A 20,038-nucleotide genomic window follows, 5' to 3' on the forward strand; every position below is an offset into this window, starting at 1 on the left:
CCAGGAGTTTTTATGCAGGATGTCCCCGCCGTCAGCCCCGCTTCTTCAGGGGCACTCCTGACCTGCGCCATCCTGGATGACGACGAAATCAACCGTCTGTCGCTGGAGCATTTCATCCAGCTGAATGGCAAGCTACACCTGAAAGCTATGCTCACCGGAAGCGTAGAAGGGCTGGAATTTTTCAGCGCCGGGCAGCAGGTGGATGTGTTGTTTCTGGACGTGGAAATGCCCGACCTGAACGGCCTTGACATGTTGCGCCTGCTACCCCAGCCGCCCCAGGTAATCTTGACTACGGCGCACGAAAACTTTGCCTGGGACGCATTCGAGCTACGGGTAGTCGACTATCTGGTTAAGCCTTTCACCTACGAGCGGTTTGTACAGGCCGTCCGGCGCGTAACGGAGCGGCTGCACCCCCACGACACCCAGCGGCTTTAGCACAAGTTTGCGGGGAGCGATACAACCTTGGATCTGCTATACTGTGCCAGAGGTTTCGCCGGTGTTCTGCCGCTTTGTTGAATCAGCATCAAGGTAGGCTTGCAGTTGCACCAGCAGCGTTGGTAGCGTGTTCAAAAGCTGATGTGAGGCAGCCAGGCGCCCGGCGGCTTCTGCGGCCGGGTTTTCCAGCTCCCGAACGGCCACCAGCAGTTCCGGGCTGCGCAAAAGCTTGAGGGACGGCTTAAGCTTATGGGCGCACATAGCTACGGTCGGCCAGTCCGTAGCAGTGGCAGCCTGTTGCAGCTGCGCCAGTACAGCCGGGGTTTGCTCAAGAAAGGATTTCAGGATGCGCCGCGCAAACGTGGGGCTGCCGTGCGCCATCTGGTGCAGGTCGTGCAGGTCGAAAAGCGGTGCGCTGGCGACGCTTCTTTGGTGCAGGGCCAGCATTTTGCGCAGCAATTCAGCCTCATCAAAGGGTTTGGCCACGCAGTCGTCCATGCCGGCAGCCAGGTACTTTTCGTTGTCAGCCCGGAAGGCGTTGGCCGTGAGGGCAATGATGGGCGTGCGGGCCCGCGCGTCATCGGGGTGGCGGCGCATGGCGGCCGTCACGTCCAGGCCGCTCATGTCCGGCATCTGAATATCCATCAGAATACACTGGTACCGGTGCTGCTCAAACAGCTGCAGGGCGGCGGCTCCGCTCACGGCGGCGTCTACCAGTATGCCGTAGTGTTCCAGCACCAGCTGAGCCAGCAGGCGGTTTACGTCGTGGTCTTCTACCAGCAGCACGCGCCAGCCCTGCACCAGCCCGGCATCGTGGAGAGTGGGAGTATGCTGCTCCGCTACGAAACCCGCAGGGGCCTTTGGGAAAGTCAGCGTGAAGCTGAACGTGCTGCCTTCGCCCGGCACGCTGCACAGCACTAGGTTGCCGCCCAGCTGCTCCACCAATGTGCTGCTGATGGTGAGGCCCAAGCCCGTGCCGCCGAAGTTGCGGGTGGTGTCGGCGTAGGCCTGGGCGAAGCTGGCAAAAATGGATTCCTGCTTGCTGGCCGGCACGCCCACGCCGGTGTCGCTTACCCGGAAGTGAACCATCAGCGCCATATCGGTTTCCTGCTGGCAGCGGGCCAGCAGGCGCACTTCACCCTGCTGGGTGAATTTGATGGCATTGCTGAGCAAATTCAGGAGCACCTGGCTAAGGCGGTGCGGGTCGCCCAGCACAAGGGTTTCCGGCAGATCCAGCGGTTCCAGCACAAACTGCAAATCCTTCTCCCGGGCCCGAAACACCTGCGTCTGGGTGGCAATGCGGATGACGTTGCCCAAATCAAAAGGCATATGCTCCAGCTCCAGCTTGCCGGACGTGATTTTGGCCACGTCCAGCACATCATTGAGCACCGAGAGCAGGTGGTTGCCGGAGTTGCGGATGATGCTCACGTACTCCTGCTGCTGGGTGCTCAGCTCCGTGCGGGCCAACAGGCCGGCCATGCCCAGTACCCCGTTCATGGGTGTACGGATTTCGTGGCTCATATTGGCCAGAAACGTTTCGCGGGCCCGCACGGCCGCTTCGGCCGCATGCCGGGCCCGGGTGGTTTCCTGCTCGGCCAGGTAGCGGTCCGTAATATCGGCGCTGGAGCCCACCACCATGCGCAGGGAGCCGTCGGCATCGAAGACCGGATGATAGATGCGCAGCCAGCGACGCGTGCCGGCCAGCCCGTGCACCGTTTCCTCCCACATAACTTCGGCCCGCTGCTGCACGGCCAGCTCAAACTTCTGCTGGCGCTCCACGGCCATCGTAATTGGATGGTTTCGGTGCTGGCAGTACTCAAAGTTATCCTTACCGATAAGCCACTCCCGCACTTCGTCGTTGCGCACGGCTGCCGGGTTCACGTACAGAAACCGCTGGTCGGCGTCGAAGATGGCAACCCCGGTGGGCAAATGATGAAACACGGTTTCGAAAAAAGCCCGCTGCTCCGTGAGCTGCCGTGCGGTTGTATCCGTGAAATAGAGGGTCCGCGTATCGGCATTGGCCACCACGGCCACCTGGTAGTGCTGGCCATTCAGCGAAATATCCGCCGCGGTGGGCAAGGCCAGCAGTTGCGCCAGCACGGCTGCCTCCTGTTCGGTGCCCAGCTGCCCGAGCAGTGTTTCGGCTGCCGGGTTGGCGTACGCTACCGCACCAGCCCCCGTGAGATGCAGCACAGGGTTGGGACTTTGGGCGAGCAGCTGAGCAGCCAGAGAGTTGGGAATGGTGGGCATAGCGTAAGAATAAGCCAAAATGCTGCAACTTGGGTAGTAGATCCAGGAAAGTAGTGCCAAACGAAATCTTGCTTGATACCTCCATTTAGCCAAATGAAAGTATGCTAACCAATAAACTTGGGGAATATCAGATACTATATTTAAACGCTGGCCAAGATGCTGCCTGGCCCGGCAAGCTTCCGCTAAATAGTTGGCTATTGCTGGTACTGGCAGACGAAATCAATAAAGAGCTTTTCGATCAGGTAACAGTTGAATGCGTAAAGAACCGCCCATTTGGTCTCTGTTGCGCGGGTACTGCAGCGCACATCTTGGAAGATTGGTTTGATGAGGAAATTGTAAGCGCAGCATTGCGCTGGGAAGAGAAACATCACCAGCCGTACGATTATGACTTTGCCCCGGTAACTACGGCCGACAGCTCTATTGACGAAGGATTGTGGTTTGCGGCTACTTTAGCACCCAACATGGCTCACGCTCCTATTGAAACAATCGTGTGCCTGGATTTAACCGGGCAAAGCCAGGCACGGATTAGGGAGCTTATTCCACTTCTTAATAGTGGATGGTTCCCTCCAGATACCAATGATAATGATTAAACCCCGCCTCCACCTTCTCTGCCTAGCCTACGTGCAGGAGCGTATCGATGCCTGCCAGGCGGCCATTCAGGCGGCGCAGGAATCGGCCAACTCCGAAACCAAGAGCAGCGCCGGCGACAAGTACGAAACCGGCCGCGCCATGGCCCAGAACGAGCGGGACCGGAACGCCGTGCAGCTGCAGCAAGCCCGCCAACTGCTGGGCGAACTACAGCGCATTCACCCCGAGCTGCCCTGCGACACCGTACGGCCCGGCGCCCTGGTGCACACCAGCCTGGGCTGGTTCTATATCAGCATCAGCGCCGGCAAACTGGTGGTAGAGGGGCAGGAGTACTTTGCCGTGTCGGCGGCGGCCCCGGTAGCAGCGGCGCTGGCCGGCCAGCGGGTTGGCGGGCAGGTAGTATTCAACGGGAAATCCATCCAACTCCTGGCTATTCAGTAAGCTGATAAAGAAAATAAGCTGGGCCTTAGCAACCGTATGTCTGGCCTGTACGCAAACGGAGCAAAAGCAAGAAAAGGCCGCAGCGGCTCGCCCAGATTCAGTCGCTACCGCCCCGGTTGTTGTGCGCGTTCAGCCGGATGGTTTCCTGGATCCGGCGTGGTTTACCGTGCCTAGGCTGGATACGTTTCGGGTTGTGTACCGAACCAGTGATACCAGTGGGTTTGACCTGGGAACTGAGAAGCTGGTGAAGCTCACGGCAGCTCAAGAGCAGCGCTACTTGCAAATCCGGCCGCGCCGCCCGGCCGAACGGCAGCAGGCACCCTACTATTTTTACTCCTTGCAGGAAAATACGCCCGCCCGCCAGGAAATAACCGTGCTGCACGACGATGGCGAGTACCTATTCCAATTGCTGCGTCTGGTATATGACGCCAGACATCAACTTATCGGCCAGCAGGAAGTAGCCCATTTCGCGGCCGATGGCAGCGAGATGTCAGAAGCCTACGGACGGTTTGAAACTCCAGCCCGGTTCCGTATCACTGCTGTCCAGACTTCAGTCGGGGCTGAGGATAGCCTGTCAGTTACAGCCAATATTGATTCTACGGTAACGCTCTATACAGTAGCGCACGACAAATTTCAGCCGGCAAGCCAGCGCAAGTATCAACGCACCAAAATCGAGCCCCTGCAGGACTAGATGAAAGCCAGTATATAGTTGTTGGTTGTTTGTAATTAGACTTGAAGTACTGGGCTGACAATTGACAACGACCAACTCACCCGCCCAGCTTCGGCAGCAAACCCGAAATTCCTTTGATGTTGAGGCGCACGAAATTGCGAATCCGCTCGAACCTGGCAGTGGTTTCGGCCAACTCCTCATCGGGCTCCAGGCGGCTGGGGCGGTGCGTATCCAGCAGCGCGAAGATGGTGGCAGCCACGTCCATGTAGCCCAGAATCATGAGCAACAGCAGCTTTTTTTCGTCTTCCTGGTAGCTTTTCAGGCGCACGGCCTTCACCAGGCTGTCGAGCTGGGCGGTTTCGTCCAAGTACAGGTCGCGCAGCTCGGCGCGCTGCTGCTGGTACTCAAACAGCTGCTGCGGCTCTACCTGAGCCGCCGAAAACGGCAGGTCCTCGGTGCGAGGTATGGCGGCGCGGAAGCTCTTTTCGGCGGCGTATACGGTTTCGAGGTGCTTTTGCAGGCTGACCCAAAGGCCGTTGCGGGCTTTATCGAAGGCAGAGAGGCTGGAATCGGAAGTAGGGCTATTCATGATGGTAACAGAATACGGCAGGCGCAAAAGTACGGCTTGCTAGGGTAGGGCCGCGCTACGTACCGCGGGGCTTCAAATGGGGAAGAGAATGGCGGCGCGGGAAACTTCCCCGTACTTTTGCCTTTCCGCGCCCCGCGTTCTTCTCCGAACTTCCCACCATGTCTTCTTCTCTTAAACGCGTCACCCTGCTTGGGTCCACCGGTTCCATCGGCACGCAGGCCCTGGACGTGCTCCGCGCCCAGCCCGGCCGCTTCACCGTTACGGCCCTGTCGGCGCAGTCCAACGCCGAGCTGCTGGTAGCCCAGGCCCGCGAGTTCCGGCCGGCGGCAGTAGTTATCGGCGACGAAGGCAAGTACGCGGAAGTGAAATCGGCCCTGGCCAGTCAGCCGGAAACCGAAGTGCTGACGGGAGCCGCCGCCCTGGCCGACGTGGCCGGCCGCCCCGACGCCGACATCGTGCTGACGGCTATGGTAGGCTACGCCGGGCTGCTGCCCACGGTGCGTGCCATCCGGGCCGGCAAAGACATTGCCCTGGCCAACAAAGAAACTCTGGTAGTAGCCGGCCAGCTGATTACCGACCTGGTGAAGCAGCACGGCGTGCGGCTGCTGCCCGTCGACTCCGAGCACTCCGCCATCTTTCAGTGCCTGGTAGGGGAGGAGCGAAACCCGATTGAGAAAATCATCCTCACGGCCTCGGGCGGGCCGTTCCGGGGCCGCAGCCGCGCCGAGCTGGCCCAGGTAACCAAAGCCCAGGCCCTCAAGCATCCCAACTGGGATATGGGCGCCAAAATTACCATCGACTCGGCTTCCCTGATGAACAAAGGGCTGGAGGTGATTGAGGCCAAGTGGCTGTTTGGCCTGCGCAACGACCAGATAGACGTGGTAGTGCATCCGCAGAGCATCATTCATTCCCTGGTGCAGTTCGAGGATGGTTCCCTGAAAGCGCAGCTGGGCCTGCCCGATATGAAGCTGCCCATTCAGTATGCGCTGGGTTACCCGCAGCGGCTGGCCAATGAGTTTCCGCGCTTCAGTTTCCTGGACTATCCGCAGCTTACCTTCGAGCCGGCCGATACCAGTACCTTCCGCAACCTGGCCCTGGCGTTTGAGGCCATGCGTCAGGCGGGCAACGCGCCCTGCGTCCTCAACGCGGCCAACGAGGTAGCGGTGGCGGCTTTCCTGCGCGAAAAAATTGGCTTCCTGCAAATGTCGGAGGTAGTGGAAACGACCCTCGCGCGGGTTTCGTACCTTGCCGCCCCAACCCTGGACGACTACGTGCAAACCGACGCCGAAACGCGCCGCGTAGCCCAGGAGCTGGTTCGATTATAGTTGTCGGTTATTTGTTGTCAGTTGTCAGGACTTGTGGGAAACCCAGCCGACAATAAGACATTTACACTTCCCTGACTTGTAGTACGAACCGCAGCCTGACAACTCTCAACTGACAACTCTCAACTGAATGGATATTTTAGTGATGGCCGGGCAGCTCATTCTAGGGCTGACGATTCTGGTAGGCGTGCACGAACTCGGGCACATGCTCACGGCCAAGTGGTTTGGAATGCGCGTGGAGAAGTTCTCTATTGGCTTTCCGCCCAAGATTTTCAGCAAGCAGATCGGCGAAACCGAGTACATGCTGGGGGCCATTCCGTTGGGCGGCTTCGTGAAGATTACCGGCATGGTGGATGAGTCGCTCGACACGGAGGCCCTGAAGCAGGAGCCCCAGCCCTACGAGTTCCGCGCCAAGCCCGCCTGGCAGCGCCTCATTGTGATGCTCGGCGGCATCATCGTCAACGTCATCACCGGTATTCTGATTTTCTCGGTTATCACCTTCCTGTATGGTGAAAGTTACCTGCCGGCCTCCGAGGTGCGCTACGGCGTGGTGCCCAACAAGCTGGGCGAGGAAATCGGCTTCCGCACCGGCGACAAAATCGTGAAGATCAATGGCCGCCCGTTCACCGAGTTCAACGACGTGTACAGCCCCGAGGTGGTGCTGGGCTCGGGTAGCTACTACACCGTAGAGCGTGGTAGTCAGCTGATTGACGTCCCAGTGCCCGCCAACTTCATGGACCGCCTCTCCGACCAGGATCAGTCGTTGTTTGTGGCTCCGCTCGACCCATTTGTGGTAGCCGAGGTGGTACCGGGGCAACCCGCCGCTAAAGCAGGCCTGCTGGCCGGCGACCGGATTGCCCAGGTAGCCAGTAAGCGCATCACCTTTTTTCCGGAGCTGCAGCAGGCGCTGAAAGAAAACGCCGGCAAGGAAACTCCTCTGCTGGTGGAGCGCAATGGTCAAACGGTTTCGTTGAAAGTCAACGTGGACGAAGATGGCAAAGTCGGGTTCCGGCCCAAGTCGTTGCTGAACTATGCCACGCGGGAGTATAGCCTGGTTGAGTCGGTTCCGGCGGGTGCTAAGCAGGCCTTCGGCATCATCACCACCCAGATCAAGGCCTTCGGTAAAATATTCCGGGGCGAGGCTTCGGCCCGCAAATCCTTGGGTGGGCCCATGGCCATTGCCCAGCAGTACGGCGCCACCTTCGACTGGCTGAAGTTCTGGACGCTCACCGGTATGCTGTCCATGGTGCTGGCCTTCATGAACCTGCTGCCCGTGCCCGCGCTGGATGGCGGCCACGTAATGTTCCTGACCTACGAAATAATTTCGGGCCGCAAGCCTTCGGATAGATTCCTGGAAAACGCGCAGAAAGTAGGCATGGCCATGATTCTGTGCCTGATGGTGTTCGTGATTTTCAACGACCTCATCAAGTCCCTGTTCTAGCGTTCAGTTCGAGGAAAACTCCCCGCTGCAACCGAAACTCCCGCCAGTGGTCTGATTGTTGAACGGCAGCCGTTCCCAACCAGCCCCGCCCGGCCAGATTCGGTTTATGGCGGGGAGTTTTGCGTTTTTCTACTGCTATGCGTCGTTTTGTTTTGTTTTTGCCGGCCCTGCTGCTGTGCAGCCTTGTAGCCCTGGCCCACGCCTACCATACCAGCCTGATGGATGTACGCTACAACGCGCCCAAGCAGCAGCTAGAAATTGCCCTCAAGGTCTTCACCGATGATTTTGAGAAAGCCCTGTCGGCGGGCCAGCCGCGGCCCGTAAGCTTGGTGGAAATGCCTGCGGCCCAAACTTCCCCGCTCGTGGCCGCTTACCTGAAACGCACCCTGCACTTCGGCACCAAGCCCGGCGAAACGCTGCCGCTCACCTACCTGGGCATGCAGCACGAGGGCGACGCGCACTGGATTTACGCCACCATTAAGCTGCCTGCCCAGAAGCTCCACGGCATTTCCCTGCGCCACCAGCTGCTCCTGGCCGAGTTCAACGACCAGATGAACATCGTGAACCTGGAGGCTGGCGGCCAGAAGCAAAGCACTCTGTTCCGGGGCGGAGAGGAAAGCAAAACGCTCAGCTGGTAGCCTTATTGGCCTCACCCCCGGCCCCTCTCCCGTGGAGAGGGGAGCCTAACAAAACAACGCCTCGGCTGGTAAGCCGAGGCGTTGTCGTATATAAACAATTCTATTCATGGTAGCGGCTGCGGAAGCGTGAGCCGAAGCAGCTGCGCCGGGCAGGCTCTTGGCTCCCCTCTCCAAGGGAGAGGGGCCGGGGGTGAGGCCAATAAGGCTCTACCAGCCTGAGCCGCCACCAGCATCCTTGCCGCCGTCACTGCTGCCCTCGGGCTTGATGATGCGGAACTCCACGCGGCGGTTGGTGCGGGCATCTTCCTCCGTTATTTCGTCCTTGAGCGGCTTGGTGCTGCCGTAGCCCATACTATCGATGCGGTTGGGCTTGAGCTTGCCCTTCTGCTCGATATAGCGCCGGATGGCCTCGGCACGGTCCTGGGAAAGTTTCTCGTTGAACTCGGGGTTGCCGCGCGAGTCGGTGTGGCCCTCGATGCTCAGGCGGAAATCGGGGTGGTCGACCATAAACAGCGCAATCCGGTCGAGCACGGGGTACATGCTGGCCCGGATGCTGGCCTTGTCCTGGTCGAACTCGATGTTCTTGAAAATCAGCGGCAGCCCGTAGTTGATGGAGTTGGTCATGAGCTTCATCACCGTGTCGCCCTTCAGCTCCAGCTGCTTTTCCACCGAGAAAAAGTCGGGGCTCTGAATCAGCAGCACATAGTGGGACCCTTCGATAAGGTCGAAGTCGAAGGAGCCGTCGTCGCGCAGGTACTTGCTGGCTACCTCAATACCGTTGTCGGTATCAATTACGCTCACGATACCGTTGAGCGGGCGGTTGGAAAGCGAGTCCAGGAGTGTGCCTTCTACGTGCGTGGTAGCCAGGGGCTGGGCTTCCATGGGCAGCGGGAAGGAGTAGAGGTCGAGGTTCTTGAGGTCTTTCTCCTCTGAGCGGGCGTAGTAGAGGTTTTTCGAGTCGCCGTCGATAGTGAAGTAATACTCCGAGCCTTTGCCGTTCACCAGCGGCCCAATGTTCTTGGGCTCCTGCCAGCGTCCCCGCACGCGGTAGGTTTTGTAGATATCAAAGTCGCCGAAGTTGAGCAGCTGCCCGCGCGAACTGAAGTACAGCACATGGTAGAGCGGGTGGTAGAACGGGCTGACTTCGCTTTCACGGGTGTTCACAATTGGCCCCATGTTCTCCGCCGCCGACCACTGCCCGCTTTTCAGCTTGCGCGTGTACCAGATGTCCGACATGCCAAAACCGCCGAGCCTATCGGAGGCGAAATACAGCGTATCCCCGCCCGGCGACAGGGTTGGCTGCGAGTCCCAGGCCTTGGAATTCACCTGAGGGCCTAGGCTCACGGGCACGCTCCACTCGCCGTTGGCTCCCAGCGTGGCCGTGTACAGGTCGCAGTTGCCGTTGCACTCCATACACTCGCAGCGGGCAAAGAAGATGGTTTTGCCGTCCTTGCTGAGGCAGGCCGAGCCCTCGTTGTACTGGGAATTGATGGGCTTGGGCAGCGGCTCGGCGTCCGACCAGTACTCGCCCTCGCGCCGGGAGAGGTACAAATCCTCGTCCACCACGCTGTAGAGCCCGCGGACTTTGCGCTTGGAGGAGAAGATCAGCAAATCGGCGTCCGAGGTAATGGCGGGGCCGTAGTCGGGAGCATCGGAGTTGATGGCCGAGCCCATGGTGGTGTACACGCCTTTGGGCGGCCGGAAGGTGGCAATGTTTTTCCGGTACTCCACCAAGGCGTAGTATTCCTTGAGCGGCACGTAGAAGTCGGTTTCCTTCTGCTCCAGCGAGTCGTAGTACAGCTGTACCTTGCGGATGTCCTGGCGGTGGTGCTTGAGGGCCAGGCGGTAGTAAGCCTTGGCTTTTTCGGGCTGATTGGCCCGTTCGCTAAGCTGCCCCAGGCGCCAGAGTAGATTGGTGTCGCGGTAGAAGTTTTCGATGCCGAACTGCGACACGTACTGCTCCAGCAGGGTGCGGGCCTGGGCATAGTTGTGGCGCTTTTCGGCCTGCTGAATGGCTTTCAGCGCCTTCTTATTATAGAAGTAAGGCAGGCGGTTGACGTTCAGAAATTCCGGCGTGCCATCGGGCCGCAACCGGAGCTGACGAACCTGGCGGGGGTTGAGCGGGCGTTGGCGCAGGCTGCCTTGAGCTTCGGCCCCGAAGGCCAGAAACATCAGAGCCAGCAAGAGCCACGCAGAACGGATAAGGTAGGGCATACAATAGGGAAAGCCGCAACGACGGCTGCGGCTGGGTAGCTTCAAAAATAGGAGAATTTCTACGTTTCTCACGCATGCCACTTTCCCGGTCGCTACTGCCGGGCCGGCAGCCCCGCCACCTAAATTGACAGACCCGCTGCCGTGGCACAGCGCTTGCCGATTCAGTATATTCGGCAGCTTCCGTTTCTTGCGGCGGCGGCCGGTTCCGCTGGGCTGCCAATCTGGCACCGCTGCGGCCTTTCTCCTCCTATGAGCAACGACCCTTCCTCGCCTAGCGCTTTTTCTCGCCTGATGCTGCTTTCTTCTTCCGACGACCCGGCCGAGCTGGTATCCGTGGTAGCTGCCGACCCCGAGCAGCCGCTGCCCGCCGACCAGGCCCCCGATGTGCTGCCGCTCCTGCCCGTGCGCAACACGGTACTGTTCCCCGGCGTGGTGCTGCCCGTCACCGTCACCCGCAAAAAAAGCATCCGGCTGGTGCGCAAAGCTTACCGGGGCAATAAAATAGTAGGCGTGGTGGCGCAGAAGAACGGCCAGAGCGACGACCCAGCCCTGGCCGACCTCTACCAGGTGGGCACCATGGCCAAAATCCTGAAGCTGCTGGTGCTGCCCGACGGCAACACGACTATCATCATTCAGGGCCAGAGTCGGTTTCAGATTGAGGAGCTGCAGCAGGAAACGCCCTACCTCACGGCGCGGGTGCGGTACTTCCCGGAGTCGTTTCCGAACAAGAAATCCAAGGAAGTGAAGGCGCTGGTGGCGTCGCTGAAAGATGCGGCCACCAAGATGATGAAGCTGAACCCGGAAATTCCGCAGGAAGCTCAGGTGGCGCTGGACAACATTGACTCGCCGGCTTTCCTCACGCATTTCCTCTCTTCCAATATCAACGTGGAAGTGGGCGTGAAGCAGCAGCTCCTGGAAACACCCGATGGCGTGCAGCGCGGCACCCAGCTGCTGGAGCTGATGCTCAAGGAAATTCAGCTGCTGGAAATCAAGCGCGAAATTCAGACGAAGGTCCACACCGACATCGACCAGCAGCAGCGCGACTATTTCCTGCGTCAGCAGATCAAAGTGCTGCAGGATGAGCTGGGCTTCGACGGGCCCGACCAGGAAGTGGAAAAGCTGCGCCAGCGGGCTAAAACCAAGCAATGGTCGGAGGCCGTGGCCAAGCACTTCAGCAAGGAAATCGACAAACTCAGCCGCATCAACCCACAGGCCGCCGAGTACCCGGTGAGTCTGAATTACGTGGAGTTTTTGCTGGATCTGCCCTGGGCCGAGTACACCAAGGATAACTTCAACCTGAAGCGCACCCAGAAAATCCTCGACCAGGACCACTATGGCATGGAAAAGGTGAAGGCGCGCATCATTGAGTACCTGGCCGTGCTCAAGCTGAAAAATGACTTGAAAGCGCCCATTCTGTGCCTGTATGGCCCGCCCGGCGTGGGCAAAACCAGCCTGGGCCGCTCAGTAGCCAAGGCCCTGGGCCGCAAGTACGTGCGCATGAGCCTGGGCGGGGTGCGCGACGAAGCCGAAATCCGGGGGCACCGCAAAACCTACGTGGGTGCCATGCCGGGCCGCATTATTTCCCAGATCAAGAAAGCCGGCGTGTCGAACCCCGTCATCGTGCTCGACGAAATCGATAAGCTGGCGTCGGATTTCCGGGGCGACCCACAGTCGGCCCTGCTGGAAGTGCTGGACCCCGAGCAGAACGCCACCTTCACCGACAACTACCTGGAAGTGGAGTACGACCTCTCGAAAGTGCTGTTCATTGCTACGGCCAACTCGCTGGATACCATTCACCCCGCCCTGCGCGACCGGATGGAAATCATCGACCTGACGGGCTACACCCTGGAGGAGAAAACCCAGATTGCCAAAAAGCACCTCTGGCCTAAGCTCCTGCACGAGCATGGCCTGGGCCTCAAGGACGTGAACATCAGCACGCCGGCCCTGCAGCGCGTCATCGACGACTACACCCGCGAAAGTGGGGTGCGCAGCCTGGAACGCAAGCTGGGCGGCGTGGTGCGCAACGTGGCCAAAAGCAAAGCCATGAAGGAAACGTACCCGCCCACGCTGGAACCCAAAGACGTAGCCCGTATCCTGGGCGCCGCCATATTCGACCGGGACCAGTACCAGGACAACGAAACCGCCGGCGTAGTCACGGGCCTGGCCTGGACCTCGGTGGGCGGCGACATTCTGTTCATCGAAAGCCTGCTAAGCCGGGGGCGGGGCAAGCTCACGCTCAGCGGCCAGCTCGGCGACGTAATGAAGGAATCGGCCGTAACGGCGCTAAGCTACCTGCGTAGCCGGGCCGAGGAACTGGACATCGACTACCGCCTCTTCGACCAGTACGACCTGCACATTCACTTCCCGGAGGGCGCCGTGCCCAAGGATGGGCCGTCGGCTGGCATTGCCATCTTCACCAGCATTGCCTCGGTGTTCACGCAGCGCAAAATCCGCAGCCACCTGGCAATGACGGGCGAAATCACCCTGCGCGGCAAGGTGCTGCCGGTGGGCGGCATCAAGGAAAAGATTCTGGCAGCTAAGCGGGCCGGCGTGCGCGACATTATCCTCTGCCACAAAAACCGTAAGGACATCGACGAAATTTCGGCCGAATACCTCAAGGACCTCACCATCCACTACGCCGACCGGGTAGACGACGTGCTGCGCGTGGCCTTGCTGGAGGAGAAAGTGGCCCATCCGATGAAGCTGGTCGTGCGCGACGAGGTCCTGCCGCTGCCTGGGGCCAGCGTAGAGGTACAATAAGTGGCAGTTATTCGTTGTTGGTTGTCAGTTGTTCGTTATTGGGTGTTAGCTTTCGGTAATAAGTAATGTCTGGTTTGGCAATCGTAGGCCGGCAAGTAAAGCTTCCGCCAGAGAAACCTGCTCTCAATGGCCTGACTGACAACCAACAACGGAATACAGGCAACTAAAGCAGCAGATGACGCACGCGCTACGCATTCGGATAGGTATTGGCAGCTGGCTGCTGGGGTTGCTGCTGAGCGGCCCGGCGGCCCTGGCTCAGCTGGGTGGGCAGCGGGCATTTTCGTTTCTGACGTTACCGCCCAGCGCCAAGCTGGCCGGCCTCGGCAGCGCCAACGTCTCTTCCTACGATGCCGACGTGACCATGCTTTATGGCAACCCGGCGCTACTGAACGAGCAGATGGACGGCCGCGCCTCGCTTACCTATATCGACTACCTGTCGGACATCAAGCAAAGCACCGCCACCTACGTGCACAACTCCGACCGGCTGGGGCGGTTGGGTTTCGGCCTCACGTACCTCAACTACGGCAAGTTCGAGCAGTTCGACCCGGCCGGCAATCCGCTGGGCGAGTTTTCGGTGAACGAGTACGCGCTGGGCGTCACCAAGTCCGTAACGACGGGCCCGTTTACCATGGCGGGCACGGCCAAGCTAGCCGTGTCGGGTATTGCCGGCAACCACGCGCTGGGTGCTTTGCTTGATGCGGGCGGCCTGTTTAAGCATCCCACAAAAGATTTCACGGTGGGGCTGGCAGTGAAAAACCTGGGCTATCAGTTCAAACCCTATACCGGCGCCGACCGGGAGCCGATGCCGCTGGATGTGCAGATCGGCGCTTCCATCAAGCCCGAGCACATGCCCCTGCGCATGTCCATTACGGCGCACAATCTGCAGCAGTTCGACATCGTGTACCTCGACTCCACCCAGCGCGGCGCCCTCGACGAAAACAATGAAGAAAAGAAACCCAAGAAAACTGTGGGTGATCAGATTGCCCGCCATTTTGTGGTAGGCGGGGAGCTGATTCTGAGCAAGAACTTCAACGTGCGCATCGGCTACAACCACCTGCGCCGCCGCGAGCTGCGCCTCGATACCCGTTCGGCCGGGGCTGGCCTGAGCTTCGGCGTCACGTTCCGCATCAGCCAGTTCCAGTTCGACTACACCCGCGCCTACTATCACGCCAGCGGGGCCAGCAACTATTTCACCCTTTCCCGTAGCCTGGCTTCCATTTTCCAGAAAGACCCGGGTAGCTAGCCCCGGACAGCACTTTTTCGTACGGGTAGGCGGCTACCAGGGCAACGCTTGAATGATGCTCCGAATCTGGCCCTTTGTCCGTCTTTTTGCTTTTTCTATGCTCGATTCCTCCCAGTTTCTCACGCCGGTCCAGATTGTGGCCGAGCTGGATAAGTATATCATTGGCCAGCACGACGCCAAGCGTCACGTGGCCATTGCCTTGCGCAACCGTTGGCGCCGCCTGCACGCCCCGCTGGATATGCAGCGCGAAATCGTGCCCAACAACATTCTGATGATTGGCTCGACTGGCGTAGGTAAAACTGAAATTGCCCGTCGCCTGGCCAGCATTGCCGATGCGCCCTTCACCAAAGTCGAAGCCTCCAAGTTCACGGAAGTAGGCTACGTGGGCCGCGACGTGGAAAGCATGGTGCGCGACCTGGTGGAGCAGTCGGTGAACATGGTGAAGCAGCGCCGCAAGGAAGCCGTGAAGGTGCAGGCCGCCCAGGCTGTGGAAGACATCATCCTCGATGCCCTGATTCCGCCCGTAAGCAGCCCGGGCTTCAGTCGGGCCTCGGGCCTCGGTCCAAGTCCCGACACCAACACCGTGCCTGATTCCGATCAGGAATTGAATGAGCGGACGCGGGAGCGGTTTCGGGAGAAAATCCGGGCCGGGGAGCTGGATGACCGCAAAATCGAGATTCAAGTGCAGCAGAACCCCACGGCGGGCATCGGCGTGGTCGGCGGTCCGGCTGGCATGGATGAGGCCTCCATGGCCGGCCTGCAGGATATGCTGGGCTCGATGCTGCCCAAGAAAACCCGCAAGCGCAAAGTCACCATTGCCGAGGCGCGCAAGATTCTGCTGGATGAGGAAGCCGCCAAGCTCATCGATATGGATGAGGTAAAGGACGAAGCCATCCGGCTGGCCGAAAACGCGGGCATCATCTTCATCGACGAAATCGACAAGGTGGCCAGCCGCAGCGGCAAGGGTGGGGGAGGCCCCGACGTAAGCCGGGAAGGCGTGCAGCGCGACCTGCTGCCCATCGTGGAAGGCTCGGCCGTGAGCACCAAGTACGGCATCATCCACACCGACCATATCCTGTTCATTGCCGCCGGGGCCTTCCACGTAGCCAAACCCTCGGACCTGATACCGGAGCTGCAGGGCCGCTTTCCCATTCGCGTAGAGCTGCAGAGTCTTACCAAGGAGGATTTTTATCTGATTCTCAAAGACCCCAAAAATGCCCTTACCAAGCAGTACGAGGCCCTGCTGCAAGCCGAGGAGGTGCATCTGAGCTTCGACGACAGCGCCCTGGAGCGCCTCGCTGAAATTGCCTTCGATGTAAATACTGATGTGGAAAACATCGGTGCCCGCCGCCTGCACACGGTGATGAGTCGCCTGCTCAATGACATCCTTTTCGACGTGCCCGACCGCATCGGCCCCAATGCCCGCATTCTGATTACCCGCGAGCTGGTCGATGAACGGCTGCAAAGCATGGTCCGCAACCGGGACCTGAGTCAGTATATATTATGACAGAATGTGCATTCTAAAAAGAAGAGGAGGCAGCTCTAGGCTGCCTCCTCTTCTTTTTGATTTTGGCACTGGACCTATATCAGGCTCACACAGCAGTGAAGTAGCTATACTTGGAAGGTTGGTTTTAAGTAGTGTGCTATACATAGATACTGCTTATGGCATCCATTTAAGAGAGTTGCACCTTGGCAGGATGGGGGCTATCTGCAGGCAGATGGCCTGGTGCTGGGACGTAGAAGCCGGCCTGCTGAAATGAATAAAGAATGGAAGCAGCTTTTATGTATGATAAAACCCTGCTAAATTGTGCACTGATTGAAAGGAAGTAAGGCACGGAGGGCAGGTTCAATCAGCGATTCTGGATTGGTTGCAGGTAGCCGGTCCCTTTTCTTCTCACTTTGCCAGAGCAGTGGTGCCAGACTCAGTTGACATTCCGGGCATTTTCTGCGGTTAGAAATAGTATAATGCATCAAAAGTCTGGTGCGACTCCCCGTAATTTTTAGCAGTGAGGCATGCAAGGAATCCAAGAAAAGACCAATGTTCCGGCGTGTTTTATAAAAATACCCTGCTACCGTTGCTCAGCAGATAATCCTTGGAATCATAATTTTTTGTACGTTTGACAATCATCATTCACTTTTTTACCCTTTTCACTCACCAAACCAAAAGTCCATGAAAAAAATCTTATTCCTGAGTTTCCTGCTCATTACGACTCTGTTGCAGCAGGTCGTGGCGCAGGATCGGGCTATTTCCGGACGGGTAACTGACCGTAGTAACGGACAGGGGCTGCCGGGAGTAACTGTTCTCGTGAAGGGAACAACTGTCGGAGCATCCACGAACTCTGATGGTACTTATACCCTTAGCGTACCTGCTTCTGCAACTACGCTCGTGTTTTCCTCAATAGGCTATACGCAGGTTGAGCGCCCTATTGGTACTGCTTCTACCATTGATGTAGGATTGGCTACGGATACGAAAACGCTGGGTGAAGTAGTCGTAACCGGTGCTCTGGGTATCCAGCGTCAGCAACAGCAGGTGGGTTATGCCACGGCTACGCTTGACACGAAGGAAGTTACGCAAGCACGGGTTACCAACGTAACCAACGGTCTGGCTGGTAAAGTATCCGGTTTGCAAATCCAGACTATTGGCGCTGGTGTAAGCCCTCAGGTGCGTGTTACGCTGCGCGGCAGCCGTTCGCTGCTGGGCAACAACGAAGCCCTGATTGTTATTGACGGCAACATCTCTACCAACGACGCTCTGGTTGCTTTGAACCCCGACGACGTTGACAACATCTCGGTACTGAAGGGTGCCAACGCCGCCGCTCTGTACGGCTCGCAGGCTTCCAACGGCGCTCTGGTAATCACGACCAAGAAAGGCGGTACCAAGCAGCAGGTTACGCTGTCTCAAACGTCGCAGTTTGAGTCGGTATCGTTCCTGCCGGATTTCCAGGATCAGTTTGGCGTAGGTGCCAACTCTTGGAACCAGACCCGTGAGGTTTATGCTCCCAATAACGCGGTTGACCTTAACGAAGACTACCAGTACAACAGCTTTGAAAACCAGCAGTTCGGCCCTCGTTTCGATGGGGTAGTTCGTCCGCTGGGCAACGTGCTGGCTGATGGCACCACGCAGATGATGCCGTATGTAGCCCGTAAAGACGAAAAGCGCAAGTTTTTCAACAACGGCTACCAGATGCAGAACTCGGTGACCTTCTCCGGCGGTGACGTAAAAACCAAGTACTACGCTTCTTACCAGAACGTTCGTAACAACGGTATAGTCCCCAAAGACAAGTTTGACCGGAATACCTTCCGCTTCAACGCCTCGCACGAGTTCGACCGTCTGACCATTGGGACCAACATGTCGTACACGCTGCAGCGGGTAGATGCTACTTCCAACATTAACCGCGACGAGTCGGTGTATTGGAACTGGTTCAACACGGGCGTGCAGGTTCCCCTGACGTCTTATAAGGACTGGGAAAACAATCCTTACGCTTCGCCGGACGGTTACTACAACAACTTCTACCACAACCCTTACTACATCCTGGACAACAACCGCACGAAAGATCGTCGCAACACGATCATCGGTAGCATTGATTTGTCTTACAAAATCACTGACTGGCTGCGTGCGCAGTACCGCATTGGTATTACTGCTATTGACCAGTCTAGCCTGCAGTATCAGAACAAGCTGCTGCTGAGCACCTACACCTTGGAAAATACGTACAAATCCTACCAGCCTGGTGGCTTTGTACAGGATGTAGCCAGCAATCAGAACCGGATCAACTCCGATGCTTACCTGAGCATGGATAAAGCATTCGGTGACATTTCGCTGCAGGCCATTCTGGGTAACAACATCCAGCAGTTCAGCGCAGATTTCCGCAACGTTGCTTCTACTGGCCTGTCGTCGCCTGGTTTGTACAACCTGTCGAACCGCGTGGGTAACCTGACCGGCTCTGATGCCAGCGCCCGTGTTCGTACGGTAGCTTTCTACGCCGATGCAACCGTAGGCTACAAAGACTTTGTCTACCTGCACGGTTCGGGCCGTTACGACAACGTATCTGTCCTAAACCCAGACAATCGCAGCTTCTTCTACCCGGCCCTAGACGCCTCGTTTGTTTTCAGCAATGCCATTCCGGCCCTGAAAGACGCGTCGTTCCTGGATTACGGTAAAATTCGCGGTGGTATCACCAAAGTAAGCCAGATCAACCTTCCCGGTAGCTCTACTTCCGGTGCCTTCAATAGCCCCACTGGTGTATACCAAAGCTTTGGTGCCTATGCACTGCAGCCTACGTTCAACCTTGGCGCAGGCTATCCTTTCGGTGCCACGGCCTCTTACACGGCTGGCAACCAGTTGGTGAATGCCTCCCTGGAGCCCGAAACTACGGTTTCGTATGAAACCGGTATCGAGCTGGCTTTCCTGAAGCGCCGCGTATCGACGGCTGTTACTTACTATAAACAGAACAGTAAGGCCCAGACGATTCCGACGAGCATTTCCCGCGCTACGGGCTTTGCCTCAAACCTGATCAACGCTGGGGAAGTAGAAAACCGCGGTGTGGAGATTGATTTGAACCTGACCCCAGTGCGCTCGGAAAACGGCTTTACCTGGACGGTAGGCGGTAACTACAACTACAATGCAAACAAAGTGGTTTCGCTGCCCGGCGGCCTGACCCAGCTTGCTCTATCAACCGGTGGTAACGCTCAGCTGTATGCTCTTCCCGGCCAGCCTTTCCCGATCCTGCGTGGGTCCTACTATCAGCGTACGCCTGGTAACCTGATCGTAATGGCTCCTACCCGCAACGCCTACGATCCGACGGGTGACCCTACGCAGTACTACTACCCCGTGAAAGCAGGTGACCTGAAAACGCTGGGCGCTGGTAACACCCAGCCTAAGCACAGATACGGGTTCAACACCTCGTTGACGTTCAAAGGCATTACTTTGGCCGGCCAAGGGGAACTTCGCACGGGCTATGTAGTGTATAACTCGATAGGTGAAGATCTAGACTTCACCGGCAGCGGTGCCCGCAGCACGATGTACGACCGTGAAAACTTCGTATACCCGAACTCGGCTATTCCGCAAACTGATGCTAGTGGTAACGTTACCTACGTACCGAACACGTCAGGTGTAACGCCTGGTGGTGCTGAGTTCTGGGCCCAGAACTCAACCTGGAACCGTACGGTAGCTGAAAACTACGTGACTTCTGGTAAGTTCTTCAAGATCCGTGAAGTGTCGCTGTCCTACGCTCTGCCTGCTGACCTCGTGTCGAAAATCGGTGTTGTGAAAGGTGCTTCGATTAACTTCTTCGGCCGGAACATCTTTACCTGGGTACCGAAAGAGAACATCTACACTGACCCTGAGTTCAGCTTCAGCAACTCGAACGCCATCGGCATCAACACCAACCTGAACACGCCGCCGACCAAGTTCTACGGAGCAACCCTGAACGTAACTCTCTAAATTGCTT

14 protein-coding genes are annotated in these 20,038 nt (G+C 58.0%); 11 read left to right on the forward strand and 3 right to left on the reverse strand.

Going from position 1 to position 20,038, the window contains the following annotated elements; all coding sequences use genetic code 11:
• Positions 1-12: 12 nt before the first annotated feature.
• Positions 13-435 (forward strand): LytTR family DNA-binding domain-containing protein, encoded by a 423-nt coding sequence (locus LRS06_RS14335; RefSeq protein ID WP_257872096.1) that lies wholly within the window; start codon positions 13-15, stop codon positions 433-435.
• A gap of 36 nt (positions 436-471) precedes the next feature.
• Here the strand turns inward: LRS06_RS14335 and LRS06_RS14340 are convergent, their stop codons facing one another.
• The gene (locus tag LRS06_RS14340) at positions 472-2,685 is read right to left on the reverse strand and encodes a response regulator (RefSeq protein ID WP_257872097.1); all 2,214 of its coding nucleotides are present in this window, start codon (positions 2,683-2,685) and stop codon (positions 472-474) included.
• A gap of 101 nt (positions 2,686-2,786) precedes the next feature.
• Between LRS06_RS14340 and LRS06_RS14345 the strand changes: the two genes are divergently transcribed.
• The 3 genes from LRS06_RS14345 (at position 2,787) to LRS06_RS14355 (ending at position 4,405) form a co-directional block, all read left to right on the forward strand.
• Entirely contained in the window at positions 2,787-3,275 is a 489-nt protein-coding gene (locus tag LRS06_RS14345; protein WP_257872098.1) for a hypothetical protein, read from the forward strand.
• Positions 3,268-3,714: a 3-oxoacyl-ACP synthase gene (locus LRS06_RS14350; protein WP_257872099.1), complete on the forward strand. Its 447-nt coding sequence runs from the start codon at positions 3,268-3,270 to the stop codon at positions 3,712-3,714. The genes LRS06_RS14345 and LRS06_RS14350 overlap by 8 nt, the downstream gene beginning before the upstream one ends.
• 121 nt (positions 3,715-3,835) lie before the next feature.
• Positions 3,836-4,405: a hypothetical protein gene (locus tag LRS06_RS14355; RefSeq protein ID WP_257872100.1), complete on the forward strand. Its 570-nt coding sequence runs from the start codon at positions 3,836-3,838 to the stop codon at positions 4,403-4,405.
• A gap of 76 nt (positions 4,406-4,481) precedes the next feature.
• Here the strand turns inward: LRS06_RS14355 and LRS06_RS14360 are convergent, their stop codons facing one another.
• The gene (locus LRS06_RS14360; RefSeq protein ID WP_257872101.1) at positions 4,482-4,973 is read right to left on the reverse strand and encodes a hypothetical protein; all 492 of its coding nucleotides are present in this window, start codon (positions 4,971-4,973) and stop codon (positions 4,482-4,484) included.
• 158 nt (positions 4,974-5,131) lie between these two features.
• Here LRS06_RS14360 and LRS06_RS14365 point away from each other — a divergent pair, with 158 nt between their 5' ends.
• The 3 genes from LRS06_RS14365 (at position 5,132) to LRS06_RS14375 (ending at position 8,374) form a co-directional block, all read left to right on the forward strand.
• Positions 5,132-6,298, forward strand: a complete 1,167-nt coding sequence (locus LRS06_RS14365; protein ID WP_257872102.1) for a 1-deoxy-D-xylulose-5-phosphate reductoisomerase — start codon at positions 5,132-5,134, stop codon at positions 6,296-6,298.
• A gap of 127 nt (positions 6,299-6,425) precedes the next feature.
• Complete coding sequence (gene rseP / locus LRS06_RS14370; protein WP_257872103.1) at positions 6,426-7,736, forward strand: RIP metalloprotease RseP; 1,311 nt, start codon at positions 6,426-6,428, stop codon at positions 7,734-7,736.
• A 137-nt stretch (positions 7,737-7,873) separates the two neighbouring features.
• Positions 7,874-8,374, forward strand: coding sequence for a DUF6702 family protein (locus tag LRS06_RS14375; protein WP_257872104.1), 501 nt, complete (start codon positions 7,874-7,876; stop codon positions 8,372-8,374).
• Between the two features lie 207 nt (positions 8,375-8,581).
• Here LRS06_RS14375 and LRS06_RS14380 read toward each other — a convergent pair whose 3' ends face one another.
• A complete protein-coding gene (locus LRS06_RS14380; protein WP_257872105.1) occupies positions 8,582-10,588 on the reverse strand; it encodes an OmpA family protein in 2,007 nt (668 codons plus the stop codon).
• A 291-nt stretch (positions 10,589-10,879) separates the two neighbouring features.
• Here LRS06_RS14380 and lon point away from each other — a divergent pair, with 291 nt between their 5' ends.
• The 4 genes from lon (at position 10,880) to LRS06_RS14400 (ending at position 20,031) form a co-directional block, all read left to right on the forward strand.
• The gene (gene lon / locus LRS06_RS14385) at positions 10,880-13,348 is read left to right on the forward strand and encodes an endopeptidase La (RefSeq protein WP_257872106.1); all 2,469 of its coding nucleotides are present in this window, start codon (positions 10,880-10,882) and stop codon (positions 13,346-13,348) included.
• A gap of 175 nt (positions 13,349-13,523) precedes the next feature.
• A complete protein-coding gene (porQ, locus tag LRS06_RS14390) occupies positions 13,524-14,591 on the forward strand; it encodes a type IX secretion system protein PorQ (RefSeq protein WP_257872107.1) in 1,068 nt (355 codons plus the stop codon).
• A 97-nt stretch (positions 14,592-14,688) separates the two neighbouring features.
• Entirely contained in the window at positions 14,689-16,098 is a 1,410-nt protein-coding gene (gene hslU / locus LRS06_RS14395) for an ATP-dependent protease ATPase subunit HslU (RefSeq protein WP_257872108.1), read from the forward strand.
• 663 nt (positions 16,099-16,761) lie between these two features.
• Positions 16,762-20,031, forward strand: a complete 3,270-nt coding sequence (locus LRS06_RS14400) for a SusC/RagA family TonB-linked outer membrane protein (protein ID WP_257872109.1) — start codon at positions 16,762-16,764, stop codon at positions 20,029-20,031.
• Positions 20,032-20,038 lie beyond the last annotated feature (7 nt).

The organism is Hymenobacter sp. J193, from assembly GCF_024700075.1.
In the GTDB taxonomy this organism is placed as follows: Bacteria; Bacteroidota; Bacteroidia; order Cytophagales; family Hymenobacteraceae; genus Hymenobacter.

What these genes read in the sequence shown, in the direction of transcription:
- LRS06_RS14335 (WP_257872096.1), top strand. Translation starts at nt 13, where the DNA reads ATGCAGGATGTCCCCGCCGTCAGCCCCGCTTCTTCAGGGGCACTCCTG.
- LRS06_RS14340 (WP_257872097.1), bottom strand. Translation starts at nt 2,685, where the DNA reads ATGCCCACCATTCCCAACTCTCTGGCTGCTCAGCTGCTCGCCCAAAGT.
- LRS06_RS14345 (WP_257872098.1), top strand. Translation starts at nt 2,787, where the DNA reads ATGCTAACCAATAAACTTGGGGAATATCAGATACTATATTTAAACGCT.
- LRS06_RS14350 (WP_257872099.1), top strand. Translation starts at nt 3,268, where the DNA reads ATGATTAAACCCCGCCTCCACCTTCTCTGCCTAGCCTACGTGCAGGAG.
- LRS06_RS14360 (WP_257872101.1), bottom strand. Translation starts at nt 4,973, where the DNA reads ATGAATAGCCCTACTTCCGATTCCAGCCTCTCTGCCTTCGATAAAGCC.
- LRS06_RS14365 (WP_257872102.1), top strand. Translation starts at nt 5,132, where the DNA reads ATGTCTTCTTCTCTTAAACGCGTCACCCTGCTTGGGTCCACCGGTTCC.
- rseP (WP_257872103.1), top strand. Translation starts at nt 6,426, where the DNA reads ATGGATATTTTAGTGATGGCCGGGCAGCTCATTCTAGGGCTGACGATT.
- LRS06_RS14375 (WP_257872104.1), top strand. Translation starts at nt 7,874, where the DNA reads ATGCGTCGTTTTGTTTTGTTTTTGCCGGCCCTGCTGCTGTGCAGCCTT.
- LRS06_RS14380 (WP_257872105.1), bottom strand. Translation starts at nt 10,588, where the DNA reads ATGCCCTACCTTATCCGTTCTGCGTGGCTCTTGCTGGCTCTGATGTTT.
- lon (WP_257872106.1), top strand. Translation starts at nt 10,880, where the DNA reads ATGCTGCTTTCTTCTTCCGACGACCCGGCCGAGCTGGTATCCGTGGTA.
- porQ (WP_257872107.1), top strand. Translation starts at nt 13,524, where the DNA reads ATGACGCACGCGCTACGCATTCGGATAGGTATTGGCAGCTGGCTGCTG.
- hslU (WP_257872108.1), top strand. Translation starts at nt 14,689, where the DNA reads ATGCTCGATTCCTCCCAGTTTCTCACGCCGGTCCAGATTGTGGCCGAG.
- LRS06_RS14400 (WP_257872109.1), top strand. Translation starts at nt 16,762, where the DNA reads ATGAAAAAAATCTTATTCCTGAGTTTCCTGCTCATTACGACTCTGTTG.